We start from the raw sequence: 15021 nt of genomic DNA on the forward strand, positions 1-15021 counted from the left end.
TTCGCTTTTTTTCGCTTCTTTTTTTACTTTAGCGCCTGAATTCAGGGGGCTTTGCGCGTAAGAAAAGAAACGAAAAGTTGCGCCTGAGCCTCCATCGTGGAGGCTTTTTTGTTTTTGCTACAATAAAAACAGAAGCAGGTATATAGAGTCATTAAGTTATTAACGATAATTATTAGCAGGCCGTTAGGCCAAAGGAAGAGGAAAACGATGCCACATCTCGCTGAGCTGGTTGCAAAAGCAAAAGCAGCCGTAGAAGATGCCCAAGATGTTGCTGCGTTGGATTTGGTGCGTGTTGAATATTTAGGCAAAAAAGGCCATTTAACCCTCCAAATGTCATCGCTGCGTGATCTGCCGGCCAAAGAACGTCCAGCCGCAGGGGCTGTTATTAATCAGGCTAAGCAGGAAGTTCAAGAAGTTCTGAATGTTCGTAAAGAAAAACTGGAAGCTGATGTCTTGAACGCCCGTCTGGCAGCAGAAAAGATTGATGTATCATTGCCTGGTCGTAGGATGGAAAATGGTGGGTTACATCCGGTTAACCGTACAATAGAGCGTATTGAAACTTTCTTTGGTGAATTAGGTTTTTCTGTAGAATCAGGTCCTGAAATTGAAGATGATTATTATAACTTTGATGCATTGAATATTCCTGCGCATCATCCTGCCCGAGCTGATCATGATACGTTTTGGTTTGATGCTAAACGTCTATTGCGTACTCAGACTTCAGGTGTGCAAGTTCGGACTATGCATAACCAACAGCCACCGATTCGCGTTATTGCACCAGGCCGTGTATATCGCAATGACTACGACCAGACGCACACTCCCATGTTCCATCAGGTGGAAGGTTTGGTGATTGACAGAGGTATCAGTTTTACCAATCTGAAAGGAACATTGCACGATTTCTTAACCAATTTCTTTGAAGAGGATTTGCAGATCCGTTTCCGCCCATCTTACTTTCCATTTACAGAACCTTCGGCGGAAGTCGACGTAATGGGTAAAAATGGCAAATGGCTGGAAGTGTTGGGTTGCGGTATGGTTCATCCTAATGTACTGAATAACGTTGGTCTTGATCCTGAAATCTATTCTGGTTTCGCTTTCGGCATGGGGGTAGAACGTCTAACAATGTTACGTTACGGTGTAACTGATCTGCGTGCGTTCTTCGAAAATGATTTGCGTTTTCTCAAACAGTTTAAATAAGGCGGGAGTATCTCATGAAATTCAGTGAACTCTGGTTACGCGAGTGGGTAAATCCAGCCATTAGCAGTGAAGAATTATCTGACCAAATGACCATGCTTGGTCTGGAAGTTGATGGCATGGAGGCAGTAGCTGGTCAATTCCATGGTGTAGTTATTGGTGAAGTTGTCGAATGTGCCCAGCATCCGAATGCGGATAAATTGCGGGTAACAAAAGTGAATGTGGGTGGTGAACGCCTGCTGGATATCGTTTGCGGTGCTCCGAATTGTCGTCAGGGATTGAGAGTTGCTGTAGCAACTGTGGGAGCTGTGTTACCGGGTGATTTCAAAATCAAAGCGGCTAAACTGCGCGGTGAGCCTTCTGAAGGGATGCTGTGTTCTTACTCTGAACTAGGTATTTCAGAAGACCATGACGGTATTATTGAATTACCAACTGATGCACCTTTAGGTGTTGATCTGCGTGAATATCTGAAGTTAGATGACAGCATAATTGAAATTAGTATTACACCTAACCGTGCTGACTGCCTAAGTATCATTGGCGTTGCACGTGATGTAGCAGTAGCTAATAAAATTTCATTATCTGAACAGCAAATTGAAGCAGTAAAACCGACAACAGATGCTACCTTCCCTATTCGTGTTGAAGTGACAGAAGCATGTCCACGTTACTTGGGTAGGGTAATTAAGAAAATTAATGTGAAAGCGGCAACGCCACTGTGGATGCGTGAAAAATTGCGCCGTGGTGGTATCCGTTCCATCGATCCGATAGTCGATGTGACTAACTATGTGTTACTTGAATTGGGTCAGCCATTACATGCATTTGATTTGGAACGTCTAAATGGCTCAATCACTGTACGCATGGCGAAACAGGATGAAAAATTGGTGCTACTGGATGGTACAGAAGCCAACCTTTCTGCTGATACTCTAGTTATTTCTGATGAAAAACAAGCTGTTGCAATGGCAGGTATTTTTGGCGGTGAACATTCCGGTGTGAATGAAGAAACCCAAAATATTTTACTTGAATGCGCATTTTTTTCACCTTTGGCGATTGCTGGTCGCGCTCGTCGTTATGGCTTACATACTGACGCTTCTCATCGTTATGAGCGTGGTGTTGATCCTCAGTTACAGCACAAAGCTATGGAGAGGGCGACTCAATTACTGGTCGATATTTGTGGTGGTGAAGCCGGTCCAATCATTGATGCTACTGATGAATCTCAATTGCCAAAACCAGCGACAATCATTCTACGTCGTGAAAAGCTGGATCGTTTAATTGGTCATTATGTGTCTGATGAACAAGTTGGTGACATCCTGACCCGTTTAGGTTGTAAAGTCACTACGCAAGAAAATTGTTGGCAGGCGGTTGTACCAAGCTGGCGCTTTGATCTGGAAATTGAAGAAGATTTGGTTGAAGAAGTTGCCCGTATCTACGGTTACAACAATATTCCAGATGTACCGATGCGTGCAGATCTTGTCATGAAAAAACACCGTGAAGCAGATCTTTCCCTGAAACGTGTTAAAACAATGCTCGTCGATAGAGGTTATCAGGAAGCGATTACTTACAGCTTTGTTGATCCTAAAATTCAGGCACTGTTACATCCACAGCAACACGTGTTGATGCTACCTAACCCAATTTCAGCGGATATGTCAGCAATGCGTTTGTCTTTGTTGACTGGTTTGCTAACAACGGTGGTATATAATCAGAACCGGCAGCAAAACCGTGTGCGCTTGTTTGAAACTGGTTTGCGTTTTGTTCCTGATGAAAATGCGGAACAGGGTATTCGCCAGGAGCTGGTGTTAGGGGGGGCCATCACCGGGAATCGTTTTGAAGAGCATTGGTCACAGGAAAAGCAGTCAGTTGATTTCTTCGATATGAAAGGCGATTTGGAAGCTGTACTGGAATTGACCGGAAAATTATCTAAGATCTCTTTTAGAACAGATGTAAATCCAGCATTGCACCCAGGTCAAAGCGCCGGAATTTATCTGGAAAATGAATATATCGGATACATAGGTGTTGTTCACCCAGAGCTAGAACGCAAACTTGATTTAAATGGCCGAACTGTGGTGTTCGAAGTGCTTTGGAATAAGCTGGCAGACTGCGTGATTCCTGACGCGAAAGAAATTTCACGTTTCCCGTCAAACCGTCGTGATATCGCAATCGTTGTGCCTGAAAATGTTGCAGCAGAAGATGTTTTGGTTGAATGTAAGAAAGTTGGCGTAAATCATATAGTTGGCATAAACTTGTTTGACGTGTATTGTGGTAAAGGTGTAGCAGAGGGTCATAAGAGCCTCGCTATAAGTTTTATCTTGCAGGATACTGCGCGTACACTGGAAGAAGAAGAGATTGCTGCGACCGTTAATCAATGTGTTGCAGTACTGAAACAGCGATTTCAAGCATCCTTGAGGGACTGAACCTATGGCGCTTACTAAAGCTGAAATGTCAGAAAATCTGTTTGAGAAACTGGGGATTAGCAAACGTGATGCTAAAGATCTAGTTGAATTATTCTTTGAAGAAGTGCGTCGTTCTTTGGAGAATGGTGAGCAGGTAAAATTGTCTGGATTTGGCAACTTTGATTTACGGGATAAAAACCAACGTCCGGGACGCAATCCTAAGACTGGTGAAGATATTCCGATTACAGCTCGCCGAGTAGTGACATTCCGTCCTGGTCAGAAGTTAAAAAGCAGGGTTGAGAAAGCCACACCTAAGGAATAATCAAATTAAAAAGGCCGCGTTAATAGCGGCCTTTTTCTTAAAATATCTTCTCTCATGAGCTGATGTCCAATGCAACACACCCATTCCATTGCTGAATTAGTGATTCGTCAGAGGAGACGTGATTATCGTTTTCTGGCGATTCTTACTTGTTTATTTTTGTTTGTTTTTTTTCTTTCACTTTGTGCCGGAGAAAATTGGATATGGCCTGATGAGTGGTTTTCTGAAACAGGTCGGTTGTTTGTGTGGCAATTGCGTTTTCCTCGTGTATTGGCTGTAGTCGCTGTGGGTGCAAGTTTGACTGTCGCGGGCGCGATAATGCAGGCATTGTTTGAAAACCCTTTAGCTGAACCTGGGTTACTGGGGATTAGCAATGGTGCCGGTGTTGTTGTTGTGTTTTTGGTGTTGATATTTCACGGTATTGCCCCATTTTGGTTGCTGAGCACTGGCGCTGTGTTGGGAGCGCTTATTGTCACAATGATATTGTTGTTCTTTTCAAGAAAGCGTCATTTGAATAATACCCGATTGTTGTTGGTAGGTGTTGCTTTTGGCGTTGTCTCTGGTGCACTAATGACATGGATGGTCTATTTTAGTACCAGTTTAGATTTGCGTCAGCTAATGTATTGGATGATGGGCAGTTTCAGTGGAGTAGATTGGCGACAGCAATGGTTGGTAGTCGCTTTATTTCCTTTGACTATTTGGCTGAGTAGTCAAGGAAAAGTGCTTAATTTTCTTTCGTTGGGAGAAACACAGGCTCACCAGTTAGGTATCTCACTTTATTATTGGCGTAATTTATTTGTCCTCGCTGTTGGATTGTTGGTGGGGTTAAGTGTTGCACTTGCTGGAACAATCAGCTTTATCGGCTTAGTTATTCCACATATTTTGCGCTTATGTGGTTTGACAGATTACAAGACACTGTTGCCTGCATGTGTTCTGACTGGAGGTTATGGGTTATTGTTGGCTGATTTGCTTTCCCGCCTTAGTCTGATTAACGCAGAGGTACCAATTGGTGTTGTAACAGCAACATTAGGAGCACCAATATTCATTTGGTTATTATTAAAAGTCAGAGATTGGAGTTAAGAAAGTGAGTAGAGCGCAAATGACCCGTCAATTGATGACTATCAGGCAAGTATCAGTCCAAAACCGTTTAATATCGCTGACAGCGTCAGTACAACAAGGTGAACAAATACATCTTATTGGGCCGAATGGTTCAGGAAAGAGTACGTTATTAGCTTGTATGGCAGGTATTCTGCCGTATAGTGGCAAAATCTGTTTGCAACAAAAGTGTCTCAGTGAATATAGCCCCTGCGAATTAGCACGTCATAGGGCATGGTTGAGTCAGCAAGTTATTTCTGTACCAATAATGCCGGTTTTTCAATATTTGCAGCTGTATTTAACATCTCCTCCGGTTAATTATGATGATGTACTGTCAGAGTTATGTTCCTTTTTTAAGTTAAGAACGCTTCTGGAGACACCGGTAGGGAGATTATCCGGTGGTGAATGGCAAAGAGTTCGATTAACGGGTGTTTTTTTGCAAGTTTGGTCATCATTCAATCTGGAAGGAAAACTATTACTTTTGGATGAGCCAACGAATAACCTCGATATCGCTCAGGTAGCAGCGCTTGATCTGTTAGTAAAAAAATTCTGTGAACTAGGTGGTTCCGTAGTTATGAGTGGTCATGATCTTAACCATAGCTATGATAGAGCTGATCGGATCTGGTTGCTTGCTGATGGGCAGTTGGTCGCGGATGGAAAACCAGATGAGGTAATGAAAGAAAATACGCTATCTAAAGTTTTTGCTGCTGATATCAAATGCGTGTCTGAAAAAACATACAAATATTGGCGTGCTTTTTTGCCTAAATATAATTCAGTTTGATGTATGCCACAGTGAATTTATTGTTTTGATAGCTTTATTTCCCACTTAATTTGTTAAATCTATGCCTGCGTTGATGATTCGTTAAAATATAGTCATCTAATATATCATTATATTAATGAACGAATCGGATTGCATTTTATGGGAAGTTTCCTTCCATTTTCCCGTCCTGCTTTAGGTGATGAAGAAATTCAGGCAGTAGAACAAGTTCTTCGTTCGGGCTGGATTACAACAGGCCCTCAAAATCATCAGTTAGAACAGGATTTCTGCCGAATGTTTGGCTGTAAGCATGCGATTGCGTTGACCTCTGCAACCGCGGGTATGCATCTGACATTAATGGCATTGGGTATTGGCCCTGGTGATGAAGTGATTACTCCATCTCTGACTTGGGTTTCTACAGTCAATATGATCTGCTTGCTTGGTGCAGAGCCGGTCATGATTGATGTTGATCGCAATACTTTAATGGTTGACGCAGCAACAGTGGAAAGGGCGATTACTCCCAGAACCAAAGCCATTATTCCCGTTCATTATGCTGGTGCTCCCTGCGATTTAGATGCATTGCGTGCAATTGCTCAGAATGCGGGTATTCCATTGGTTGAAGATGCTGCTCATGCAGTAGGAACCCGTTATAAGAATCAATGGGTTGGTGAACAGGGTACAGCTATTTTTTCTTTCCATGCCATAAAGAATATTACTTGTGCAGAAGGCGGATTGGTTGCGACTGACAATAATGAACTTGCTGAACGAATTCGGTGTCTTAAGTTTCATGGATTAGGTGTTGATGCTTTTGATCGTCAGATTCAGGGTAGGAAACCACAAGCGGAAGTTGTAGAGCCAGGTTACAAATATAATTTGTCAGATATTCATGCTGCCATTGCTGTGGTGCAATTAAGTAAGTTGGAATCAATGAATGCTCGTCGCCGACAAATTGTTGCTCGTTATTCAGCAGCATTAAAAAATTCTCCCTTGCAGATGTTGAATGTGCCTGATTATGAGCATTTGCATGCACATCATCTGTTTATGGTACGGGTGGATAAGGATGTATGTGGCATTGACCGTGACACATTAATGGAATGTCTGAAAGAAAAAGATATTGGCACAGGTTTGCATTTCAGAGCCGCACACACACAAAAATATTATAGGGAACGCTTTCCGCGATTGTTGTTGCCTGAATCAGAGTGGAACTCAGCAACGCTTTGTTCATTACCACTCTTTCCTGATATGAGTGATCACGATGTGGATCGTGTAATTGATGCTTTACAAGAAATTCTTTCGGAGCGCAGATTTCGTGTCTTTTGAACAAATTAAAAAAGTTTCTGTTGTTATTCCAGTTTATAACGAAGAGGAAAGTTTACCTCTTTTATTGGAAAGAACCTTAGCAGCCTGTAAGCAACTGACTCAGGACTATGAGATTATTCTTGTTGATGATGGCAGCAGTGATAAGTCTGCTGAAATTTTGGTTCAAGCAGCGGAACAACCTAAAAATCATATTATTGCCATTCTGCTGAACCGTAATTATGGTCAACATTCAGCGATTATGGCGGGTTTTAATCAGGTCAATGGTGACTTGGTGATTACTCTTGATGCAGATTTACAGAATCCGCCGGAAGAGATCCCTCGTCTTGTTGAAACGGCTGAACAGGGTTATGACGTTGTTGGTACCCGCCGGGCTAATCGGCAGGATTCTCTGTTCCGTAAAACAGCGTCAAAAATCATCAATGCGATGATCACTAAGGCAACAGGCCGCTCTATGGGAGATTATGGCTGTATGCTTCGTGCCTATCGTCGTCACATTATTGAAGCTATGTTGCAGTGCCATGAGCGCAGTACCTTTATTCCTATTCTGGCGAACACTTTCGCTCGTAAAACGATCGAGATAGATGTTGCTCATGCGGAACGTGAATTTGGTGATTCCAAATACAACTTCATGAAGCTGATTAATCTGATGTATGACCTGCTTACTTGTTTGACAACGGCACCTTTGCGTTTACTGAGCGTAATAGGCAGCGTGATTGCAGTTTCTGGTTTTTTGCTGGCGGTATTGCTGGTGGTTTTACGTCTAATCTTTGGCGCTATATGGGCAGCAGACGGTGTATTTACCCTTTTTGCCATCCTTTTCATGTTTATTGGTGCACAGTTCGTCGCGATGGGCTTATTAGGTGAATACATAGGCCGTATCTATAACGATGTTCGTGCGCGCCCACGTTATTTTATTCAAAAAGTGGTCGGAAATAAAAAGACCAACGACAATCAGGAAGAGTACTAATGAAAGCAATTGTATTTGCCTATCATGATATCGGCTGTGTCGGGATCAATGCCTTAATTAAAGCTGGGTTTGATATTCAGGCGGTATTTACCCATACAGATGATCCTGCTGAAAACCATTTTTTCTCTTCTGTTGCCCGTTTGAGTGCAGATTTAGAGCTTCCGGTTTTTGCGCCAGAGAATGTTAATCACCCACTATGGATTGAACGTATTCGTGAACTTAAACCGGATGTCATTTTCTCTTTTTATTACCGGAACATGTTGAGTGAAGACATTTTATCACTGGCGAGTTCAGGAGCATTTAACTTGCATGGATCACTATTGCCAAAATACCGTGGTCGTGCGCCCATCAACTGGGCAATTTTGCATGGTGAAACAGAAACAGGTGTAACCCTGCATAAGATGGTGTCGAAACCGGATGCCGGGGATATTATTGCTCAACATAAAGTCGCTATTGCAGAAACGGATACTTCACTGATTTTACATGGAAAAATCCGTGAAGCGGCGGAAGAATTGCTTGATCAAGTATTACCTCAGATCAAAGCAGGAACCTATACTTCAACATCTCAGGATCAAAGTCAGGCAACTTACTTTGGTCGCCGTACCGCTGCTGATGGAGAGATTGACTGGAGCAAATCAGCAACGGAAATCAACAACCTTGTCAGGGCAGTGGCTGAGCCATACCCAGGGGCATTTACTTTCTTGGGTGAGCGCAAGATTACTATCTGGCGAGCTTCTCCGTTGAATGAAGTCCATAACAAACAGCCGGGTACGGTATTATCGGTAGATCCACTGGTTATTGCTTGTGGAAAAGGGGCATTAGAAATTATCAGTGGACAAAGTGAATCTAGTTTATATGTTCGAGGGATTCGCCTGGCAGCAGAGATGAGCATTGTGACTGATGTACGTGTTGGTCCAAAGGCAACATCTCAGATTAGCCACCGTAAGCGAGTGTTAATCCTTGGCGTGAATGGTTTTATTGGTAATCATCTGACAGAACGTCTGTTGCGTGATGGCAACTATGACATCTACGGTATGGATATTGGCTCTTCCGCGATTGAGCGTTTTATCGGTAACCCGCATTTTCACTTCATTGAAGGTGATGTCAACATCCATACTGAATGGATCGAGTATCACATCAAGAAATGCGATGTGATTCTGCCATTGGTTGCTATTGCAACTCCAATTGAATATACCCGTAACCCACTGCGTGTATTTGAACTGGATTTTGAAGAGAATCTTAAAATTGTACGTTATTGCGTTAAATACAATAAACGGATTATTTTCCCATCCACATCAGAAGTTTACGGAATGTGTGATGATAAAGAGTTTGACGAAGATGATTCTCGTCTAATTGTTGGTCCAATTAACAAACAACGTTGGATCTACTCTGTTTCTAAGCAGTTGCTGGACCGCGTTATTTGGGCATATGGCGAAAAAGAGGGGCTAAAATTCACCTTGTTCCGCCCATTTAATTGGATGGGACCACGCTTGGATAACCTGAACTCTGCACGTATTGGTAGTTCTAGAGCAATCACACAACTGATATTGAACTTAGTTGAGGGTTCATCGATCAAACTAGTGGATGGTGGGGAACAGAAACGTTGTTTTACTGATATTAATGATGGTATTGAAGCGTTATTCCGTATTATTGAAAACCGTGATGGATTATGTGACGGTCAGATTATTAATATTGGTAATCCAACTAATGAAGCCAGTATTCGTCAGCTAGCAGAAATGTTGCTTGATAGCTTCGAGAATCATGAATTGAGAGGTTATTTTCCTCCGTTTGCTGGATTCAAAAAGATTGAAAGCGGAAGCTATTATGGCAAAGGCTATCAGGATGTTGAACACCGTAAGCCAAGCATTAAAAATGCGGAGCGGTTGTTGGGCTGGAAACCCACTATTGATATGAAACAGACGATAGATGAGACACTGGATTTCTTCTTGCGTGGTGCAGTGGAAGAATTAGGGAAAAAATAATGAAACAAGTTGGCTTGAGAGTTGATGTGGATACTTATCGGGGAACTGTTGAAGGTGTGCCGCAGTTGCTTAAGATCTTGGCAAAGCATCAGACTCAGGCCAGTTTTTTCTTCAGTGTTGGCCCGGATAATATGGGGCGCCATTTATGGCGCCTTTTGCGACCGAAATTCTTATGGAAGATGCTGAGATCAAATGCGGCATCTCTGTATGGTCTTGATATTTTACTGGCGGGTACTGCATGGCCAGGTAAAAAAATAGCCAAGGATTTAGGCTATTTGATGAAGCAGACTCTGGATGCCGGTCACGAAGTTGGTTTGCATGCATGGGATCATCAGGGTTGGCAGGCGAAAGTTGGCCGTTGGTCTGAAGCTCAATTAACAGAACAGGTTAAATTGGGAGTGGATGCTTTGGTTCAGGCAACGGGTCAACGGGTAACTTGCTCGGCTGTAGCTGGTTGGCGGGCGGATGAGCGAGTACTGGCGGTAAAGCAGCAGTTTGGTTTCGATTACAACAGTGATTGCCGTGGTACGCACCCATTTAGGCCAGTTTTGCCGGATGGCACTATCGGTACGGTGCAAATCCCGGTGACACTACCAACTTATGATGAAGTTGTAGGAACTCAGATTAAGGACAAGGATTTTAATCAGTTTATTCTTAATGAGATGAAAAACGACCAAGGTGTTCCGGTATATACCATCCATACAGAAGTGGAAGGGATGTCCAAAGCGACAGGATTTGCAACTCTGTTGGAAATGGCTCACCGGGAAAACATACAATTTTGTGCATTGAGTCATCTGCTACCTGAAAATATACAGCGACTTCCTGTAGGGAGAATTGTTCGTTCCGAATTTCCCGGCAGAGAAGGGTGGTTAGGATGTCAACAAGAGGTTTAACTTATCTATGTTAAATAACCGGGCGTGTAAAGTGGGGGCCTTTTTGATGGCTCTTTTTTTTGTCCTTACCTATTTATTACCCCTTAATGGCCGTTTGTTATGGCAGCCTGATGAAACTCGTTATGCAGAAATCAGCCGGGAAATGCTCCAACGAGGGGATTGGATTGTTCCGTATTTGCTGGACATTCGTTATTTTGAAAAGCCTGTAGCAGGTTATTGGATTAACAACATCAGCCAATGGATTTTTGGCAATAATAACTTTGCTGTTCGTTTTGGTTCAGTTTTCTGTATTTTTATCAGTGCGATTTTATTATATCGGCTTGCTATGATGATGTGGCAAAGTCGGCATATTGCTTTTGTCACCAGTCTGATTTACATCTCAATGTTTCTGGTATTGGCGATTGGCACTTATAGCGTACTTGATCCAATGTTTTCATTGTGGATGACAGCTGCTATGGTGTGTAGTTTCTGGGCGCTAAAAGCAGACTGTACCAGACAGCGAGTCATAGCTTATTTGGTGCTCGGTTTGTGCTGCGGTATGGGTTTTATGACTAAAGGATTTTTGGCACTGGCTGTTCCGGTGATTGCTATGTTGCCAATTGTCATTTACCAGAAGCGGTTCCTGCAAACAGTGTATTTTGGCCCGCTTGCCATTATTTCGGCAGTAGCCATCAGTCTGCCGTGGGTTATTGCGGTTGCTCAACGTGAGCCTGACTACTGGCATTATTTTTTCTGGATTGAACATATTAAGCGTTTCTCTTCCAATGATGCGCAACATATTGCGCCATTCTGGTATTACATTCCTATTCTGATCCTTGGTGTAATTCCGTGGCTGGGGTTATTACCGGGAGCGGTGATTAAAGGTTGGAAAGAAAGAAAATCCAATCCTGAAATGTTTTTTCTACTTTGCTGGTTTGCAGTGCCGTTATTGTTTTTCAGTATTGCAAAAGGAAAATTGCCAACTTATATCTTACCTTGCATGGCACCGCTGGCAATGATGATGGCCAAGTTTGGTGTCGATTGTGTAAAAAATGGCAAGATGAAATTACTGAAGATCAATGGAATGGTTAACGTATTTATTGGTCTGTTGGCAGTGATGGCTTTGTTTGCTATGGAAACTGTGACGCAACATTCTTTATATCAACCATCAGAATGGCCTAAATGGGTTTTGGCTATTGTTGCCTTTGGTATCTGGGGAATTATTGGTTACTTATGTTTTATGTTGAATGGGAAATACTGGCTGTTGGCTGCGTATTGTTCTATTGTTGTCAGCCTGGCGATCGGTAATGCGTTGCCTGAAAATACGATTAATTCTAAATTACCCCAGAATTTTATTAACCTGCATCGTCAGGAACTTGAAGGCAGCCGGTATATTCTCTCAGAGAGTGTTGGTCTTGCAACCAGTGCAGCGTGGGAAATGAAACGTAGCGATATTTATATGCTTGAACGTTGGGGAGAATTGGAATATGGTCTGAATTACCCAGATAGCCAATATCGGCGTATCAGTTATAAAGATTTTCCACAATGGTTGGAGAAAGCGCGTAAAGAAGGGCGGGTATCAGTACTCCTTCATTTGTATAAGAATGAAGAATTACCTGATTTACCCAAAGCAGATCAAGTTAGCCGTAATTATCGTTTTGTTATTATGGTCTATGAGAAACGCCCGTGATAAGTTTTGCTCTATTGCTGTTGGTCAGTTTGCTTACATGTGCTGGCCAGCTGTGTCAGAAACAGGCTGTGATATGTTGGCAGAGTGATGTTTATAAGCGGGTATCAGCGCTGAAATGGCTAATGGGGGCAGTGATTCTGTTAGCTATTGGAATGCTGTTTTGGCTTCGTTTATTACAGATATTGCCGTTGGGAATTGCCTATCCAATGCTGAGCATTAATTTTATTCTTGTTACTTTGGCAGGGAAATTTTTCTATCAGGAAAAAGTCGGTAGAAAACATTGGGCTGGCGTTGTTTGTATAATGTTGGGAATTCTGCTGATGAGCTTGAATTAATGAAGGGTTATATTTGGGGATTAGCTAGTGTATTGTTGGTGACAATAGCACAGTTATTATTGAAATGGGGAGTAGTAAACCTGCCCACACTAAACCTTAGCTTGCATTGGTTTGATATTGAATGGTTGTGGGGTAATCGTAATTCTCTTGTGGTGATAATGGCTGGTTTGACTAGCTATCTGTTATCTATGCTGTGTTGGTTATTTGCACTGAAATATTTACCATTAAATAAAGCCTATCCGTTAATAAGTCTGAGTTATGTATTTGTATATTTGGTGGTTGCTTTAATGCCTTGGTTTAATGAAGCGGTTACCTTATTGAAAACAGTTGGCGTGATTTTTGTTCTGTTTGGTGTCTGGCTGATCAGTCGTCCAGAACGAACAGTAAAATGAATATTTAGTCATTCTGTTTAGGATAACGTCTTGTTTTTCTATTGGGTGATGGATAAAGTTAGCCTATTTTGCTGGTTCTATGAGGAGGGGGTATGACAATAAGAATGAAAGTGTTGCTGTTGTTATTCAGCCTGATGCTCATTGGTTGTTCCAGTCATTCTCCCAAGACTCAAGCACCAGCGTTAAAAACGGCACTTTCTGATCCAATTATGGTGATTGCTCAGCTTAAGGAGCAGCTGAAACAATGGTATGGTACACCATATCATTACGGTGGGATGGATCATCGAGGTGTGGATTGCTCGGGTTTTGTTTACCGTACTTTTAGTGACCGGTTTGATATTCAGTTACCTCGTACTACCCGTGGGCAAATAGGATTAGGGACACGCATTGATAAAAGTGATTTAATGCCGGGTGATTTAGTCTTTTTCAAGACAGGTAGTGGTGAGTATGGGTTACACGTTGGCATTTATGATGCTAACAATCAATTTATTCATGCATCAACCAGTAAGGGAGTTACCCGCTCATCTATGAATAGTGCTTACTGGAGAAAAGCTTTTTGGCAAGCTCGTAGGATTTAAATATTTCTCATGAACGATCTATAAAATTAATTCTATTGGTAGCAACTGCATTTAAGCTGTTAGTTATTAATGGCAGTGATCCCCGATTTACCAACTTTATTTCAATATCGTTGGGTTAATATAATTATAAATTAAGGTCATGATAAAATCATAAAACAAACAACCAGTTCCTTAATATGCTGGGAACTGGTTGAAATATCTATTGTTTTATTATTTCTATCTTGGCGTTATTAGAGTTTTTAGTAATATTTGCCTTCTTTGTCGCATGAATTATTGGTTTAACAGGTTGATTGTTTATATACCCGTTATCTTTCAAGTCCACGAAATATGGCAATTGTAGATAATATTTCCCAGTTTTTTACAGAGCTGATATTAGTATTCTTTATATCTGAAATAAGTATACCCATATACCGAATGAACTTCAAAATGCTTGAGTCGTCAGACATAAAAACATTTAAATTAAACAACATAATCGTTTTTCAAACATACACTTTGAAGTATCTTGAGTATATAACCCTTATTGGAAGTTACCCAATATATTTCTCTGGTTGCACTATTTAGGTTTTTATATATTGTAAATTATACTTCACTACCAGGTTTAAAACCATTTTTATAAGTAAAGTTATCTTTTCCTTCAATATATTGAATAGTTTATTGGTTACGGCTTCCTACTTTCATAATTGATTTCTATATATTATATATCTGTTATCTTTCAAGTTGCCTCTTTGTTGGCTGCACTCACTAATCCCGGTTACATAGTTATCTATGCTCCCTTGCCGTCGTGATGCATCTTGAAATCTATTGGGTATAGGTAGTATTATATTTAAAGCCAATATTTGATTCTACTTGGCCATAAAAACCAGAATATACGTATAGTAATAAAAATCATTTTATTTATCTTTATGACAAAAAAACTTAGATATTATTTATTAAACCAAGTTGTTTTTATAAGTGATATTTTAATTTGCTGGATTGGGATAATAAGTGTATTTTTTAATGAAAGGAGCGATAAGTTATTACAATTCTGTATATTGTATTCCAAGGAAAAATATATTATGAAATATGACTTTGTTTGTGAATAATGATATCAGATTTATATCTTAAAGGAATAAGGTAATTTTATAAAAATAGCAAATTAATGA

At 41.2% G+C, this 15021-nt stretch carries 13 protein-coding genes and 1 other annotated feature (1 of these 14 cut by a window edge); all 13 genes read left to right on the forward strand.

Annotated features, from left to right (window positions below; genetic code table 11):
- Positions 1-113: a sequence feature (Phe leader region), on the forward strand (it extends 12 nt beyond the left edge of the window).
- A gap of 94 nt (positions 114-207) precedes the next feature.
- The 13 genes from pheS to BO26_RS05910 all read left to right on the forward strand — a co-directional run bounded on the left by pheS (position 208) and on the right by BO26_RS05910 (position 13879).
- Complete coding sequence (gene pheS / locus BO26_RS05850; protein WP_036769820.1) at positions 208-1191, forward strand: phenylalanine--tRNA ligase subunit alpha; 984 nt, start codon at positions 208-210, stop codon at positions 1189-1191.
- Positions 1192-1205: 14 nt separating this feature from the next.
- Entirely contained in the window at positions 1206-3593 is a 2388-nt protein-coding gene (gene pheT, locus BO26_RS05855; RefSeq protein WP_036769822.1) for a phenylalanine--tRNA ligase subunit beta, read from the forward strand.
- Between the two features lie 4 nt (positions 3594-3597).
- Positions 3598-3894, forward strand: coding sequence for an integration host factor subunit alpha (gene ihfA, locus BO26_RS05860; RefSeq protein WP_011146885.1), 297 nt, complete (start codon positions 3598-3600; stop codon positions 3892-3894).
- A gap of 69 nt (positions 3895-3963) precedes the next feature.
- Positions 3964-4971, forward strand: coding sequence for a vitamin B12 ABC transporter permease BtuC (btuC, locus tag BO26_RS05865; protein ID WP_036769824.1), 1008 nt, complete (start codon positions 3964-3966; stop codon positions 4969-4971).
- Between the two features lie 19 nt (positions 4972-4990).
- Positions 4991-5767, forward strand: coding sequence for a vitamin B12 ABC transporter ATP-binding protein BtuD (btuD, locus tag BO26_RS05870; RefSeq protein ID WP_036769826.1), 777 nt, complete (start codon positions 4991-4993; stop codon positions 5765-5767).
- A gap of 138 nt (positions 5768-5905) precedes the next feature.
- On the forward strand, positions 5906-7063 hold the full coding sequence (gene arnB, locus BO26_RS05875) for a UDP-4-amino-4-deoxy-L-arabinose aminotransferase (protein ID WP_036769828.1): 1158 nt from the start codon (positions 5906-5908) through the stop codon (positions 7061-7063).
- Positions 7017-8030: an undecaprenyl-phosphate 4-deoxy-4-formamido-L-arabinose transferase gene (arnC, locus tag BO26_RS05880; protein WP_051690887.1), complete on the forward strand. Its 1014-nt coding sequence runs from the start codon at positions 7017-7019 to the stop codon at positions 8028-8030. The genes arnB and arnC overlap by 47 nt, the downstream gene beginning before the upstream one ends.
- The gene (arnA, locus tag BO26_RS05885) at positions 8030-10012 is read left to right on the forward strand and encodes a bifunctional UDP-4-amino-4-deoxy-L-arabinose formyltransferase/UDP-glucuronic acid oxidase ArnA (protein ID WP_036769832.1); all 1983 of its coding nucleotides are present in this window, start codon (positions 8030-8032) and stop codon (positions 10010-10012) included. Before arnC ends, arnA begins: the two co-directional genes overlap by 1 nt.
- Positions 10012-10905, forward strand: coding sequence for a 4-deoxy-4-formamido-L-arabinose-phosphoundecaprenol deformylase (gene arnD, locus BO26_RS05890; RefSeq protein ID WP_036769833.1), 894 nt, complete (start codon positions 10012-10014; stop codon positions 10903-10905). The genes arnA and arnD overlap by 1 nt, the downstream gene beginning before the upstream one ends.
- A gap of 7 nt (positions 10906-10912) precedes the next feature.
- Positions 10913-12574, forward strand: a complete 1662-nt coding sequence (gene arnT, locus BO26_RS05895) for a lipid IV(A) 4-amino-4-deoxy-L-arabinosyltransferase (protein ID WP_036769834.1) — start codon at positions 10913-10915, stop codon at positions 12572-12574.
- A complete protein-coding gene (arnE, locus tag BO26_RS05900) occupies positions 12574-12909 on the forward strand; it encodes a 4-amino-4-deoxy-L-arabinose-phosphoundecaprenol flippase subunit ArnE (protein ID WP_036769885.1) in 336 nt (111 codons plus the stop codon). The genes arnT and arnE overlap by 1 nt, the downstream gene beginning before the upstream one ends.
- Positions 12909-13301 carry a 4-amino-4-deoxy-L-arabinose-phosphoundecaprenol flippase subunit ArnF gene (gene arnF / locus BO26_RS05905; protein ID WP_036769835.1) on the forward strand — a complete coding sequence of 131 codons (393 nt, stop codon included), beginning with the start codon at positions 12909-12911 and terminating at the stop codon, positions 13299-13301. The genes arnE and arnF overlap by 1 nt, the downstream gene beginning before the upstream one ends.
- A 92-nt stretch (positions 13302-13393) precedes the next feature.
- A complete protein-coding gene (locus tag BO26_RS05910; RefSeq protein ID WP_036769837.1) occupies positions 13394-13879 on the forward strand; it encodes a C40 family peptidase in 486 nt (161 codons plus the stop codon).
- Positions 13880-15021: the final 1142 nt, after the last annotated feature.

The organism is Photorhabdus australis DSM 17609, from assembly GCF_000711895.1.
Classification (GTDB): domain Bacteria; phylum Pseudomonadota; class Gammaproteobacteria; order Enterobacterales; family Enterobacteriaceae; genus Photorhabdus; species Photorhabdus australis.

Bases quoted from the DNA above. Each gene is read 5' to 3' on its own strand.
- pheS (WP_036769820.1), top strand. From the start codon at position 208: ATGCCACATCTCGCTGAGCTGGTTGCAAAAGCAAAAGCAGCCGTAGAA.
- pheT (WP_036769822.1), top strand. From the start codon at position 1,206: ATGAAATTCAGTGAACTCTGGTTACGCGAGTGGGTAAATCCAGCCATT.
- ihfA (WP_011146885.1), top strand. From the start codon at position 3,598: ATGGCGCTTACTAAAGCTGAAATGTCAGAAAATCTGTTTGAGAAACTG.
- btuC (WP_036769824.1), top strand. From the start codon at position 3,964: ATGCAACACACCCATTCCATTGCTGAATTAGTGATTCGTCAGAGGAGA.
- btuD (WP_036769826.1), top strand. From the start codon at position 4,991: ATGACCCGTCAATTGATGACTATCAGGCAAGTATCAGTCCAAAACCGT.
- arnB (WP_036769828.1), top strand. From the start codon at position 5,906: ATGGGAAGTTTCCTTCCATTTTCCCGTCCTGCTTTAGGTGATGAAGAA.
- arnC (WP_051690887.1), top strand. From the start codon at position 7,017: ATGCTTTACAAGAAATTCTTTCGGAGCGCAGATTTCGTGTCTTTTGAA.
- arnA (WP_036769832.1), top strand. From the start codon at position 8,030: ATGAAAGCAATTGTATTTGCCTATCATGATATCGGCTGTGTCGGGATC.
- arnD (WP_036769833.1), top strand. From the start codon at position 10,012: ATGAAACAAGTTGGCTTGAGAGTTGATGTGGATACTTATCGGGGAACT.
- arnT (WP_036769834.1), top strand. From the start codon at position 10,913: ATGTTAAATAACCGGGCGTGTAAAGTGGGGGCCTTTTTGATGGCTCTT.
- arnF (WP_036769835.1), top strand. From the start codon at position 12,909: ATGAAGGGTTATATTTGGGGATTAGCTAGTGTATTGTTGGTGACAATA.
- BO26_RS05910 (WP_036769837.1), top strand. From the start codon at position 13,394: ATGACAATAAGAATGAAAGTGTTGCTGTTGTTATTCAGCCTGATGCTC.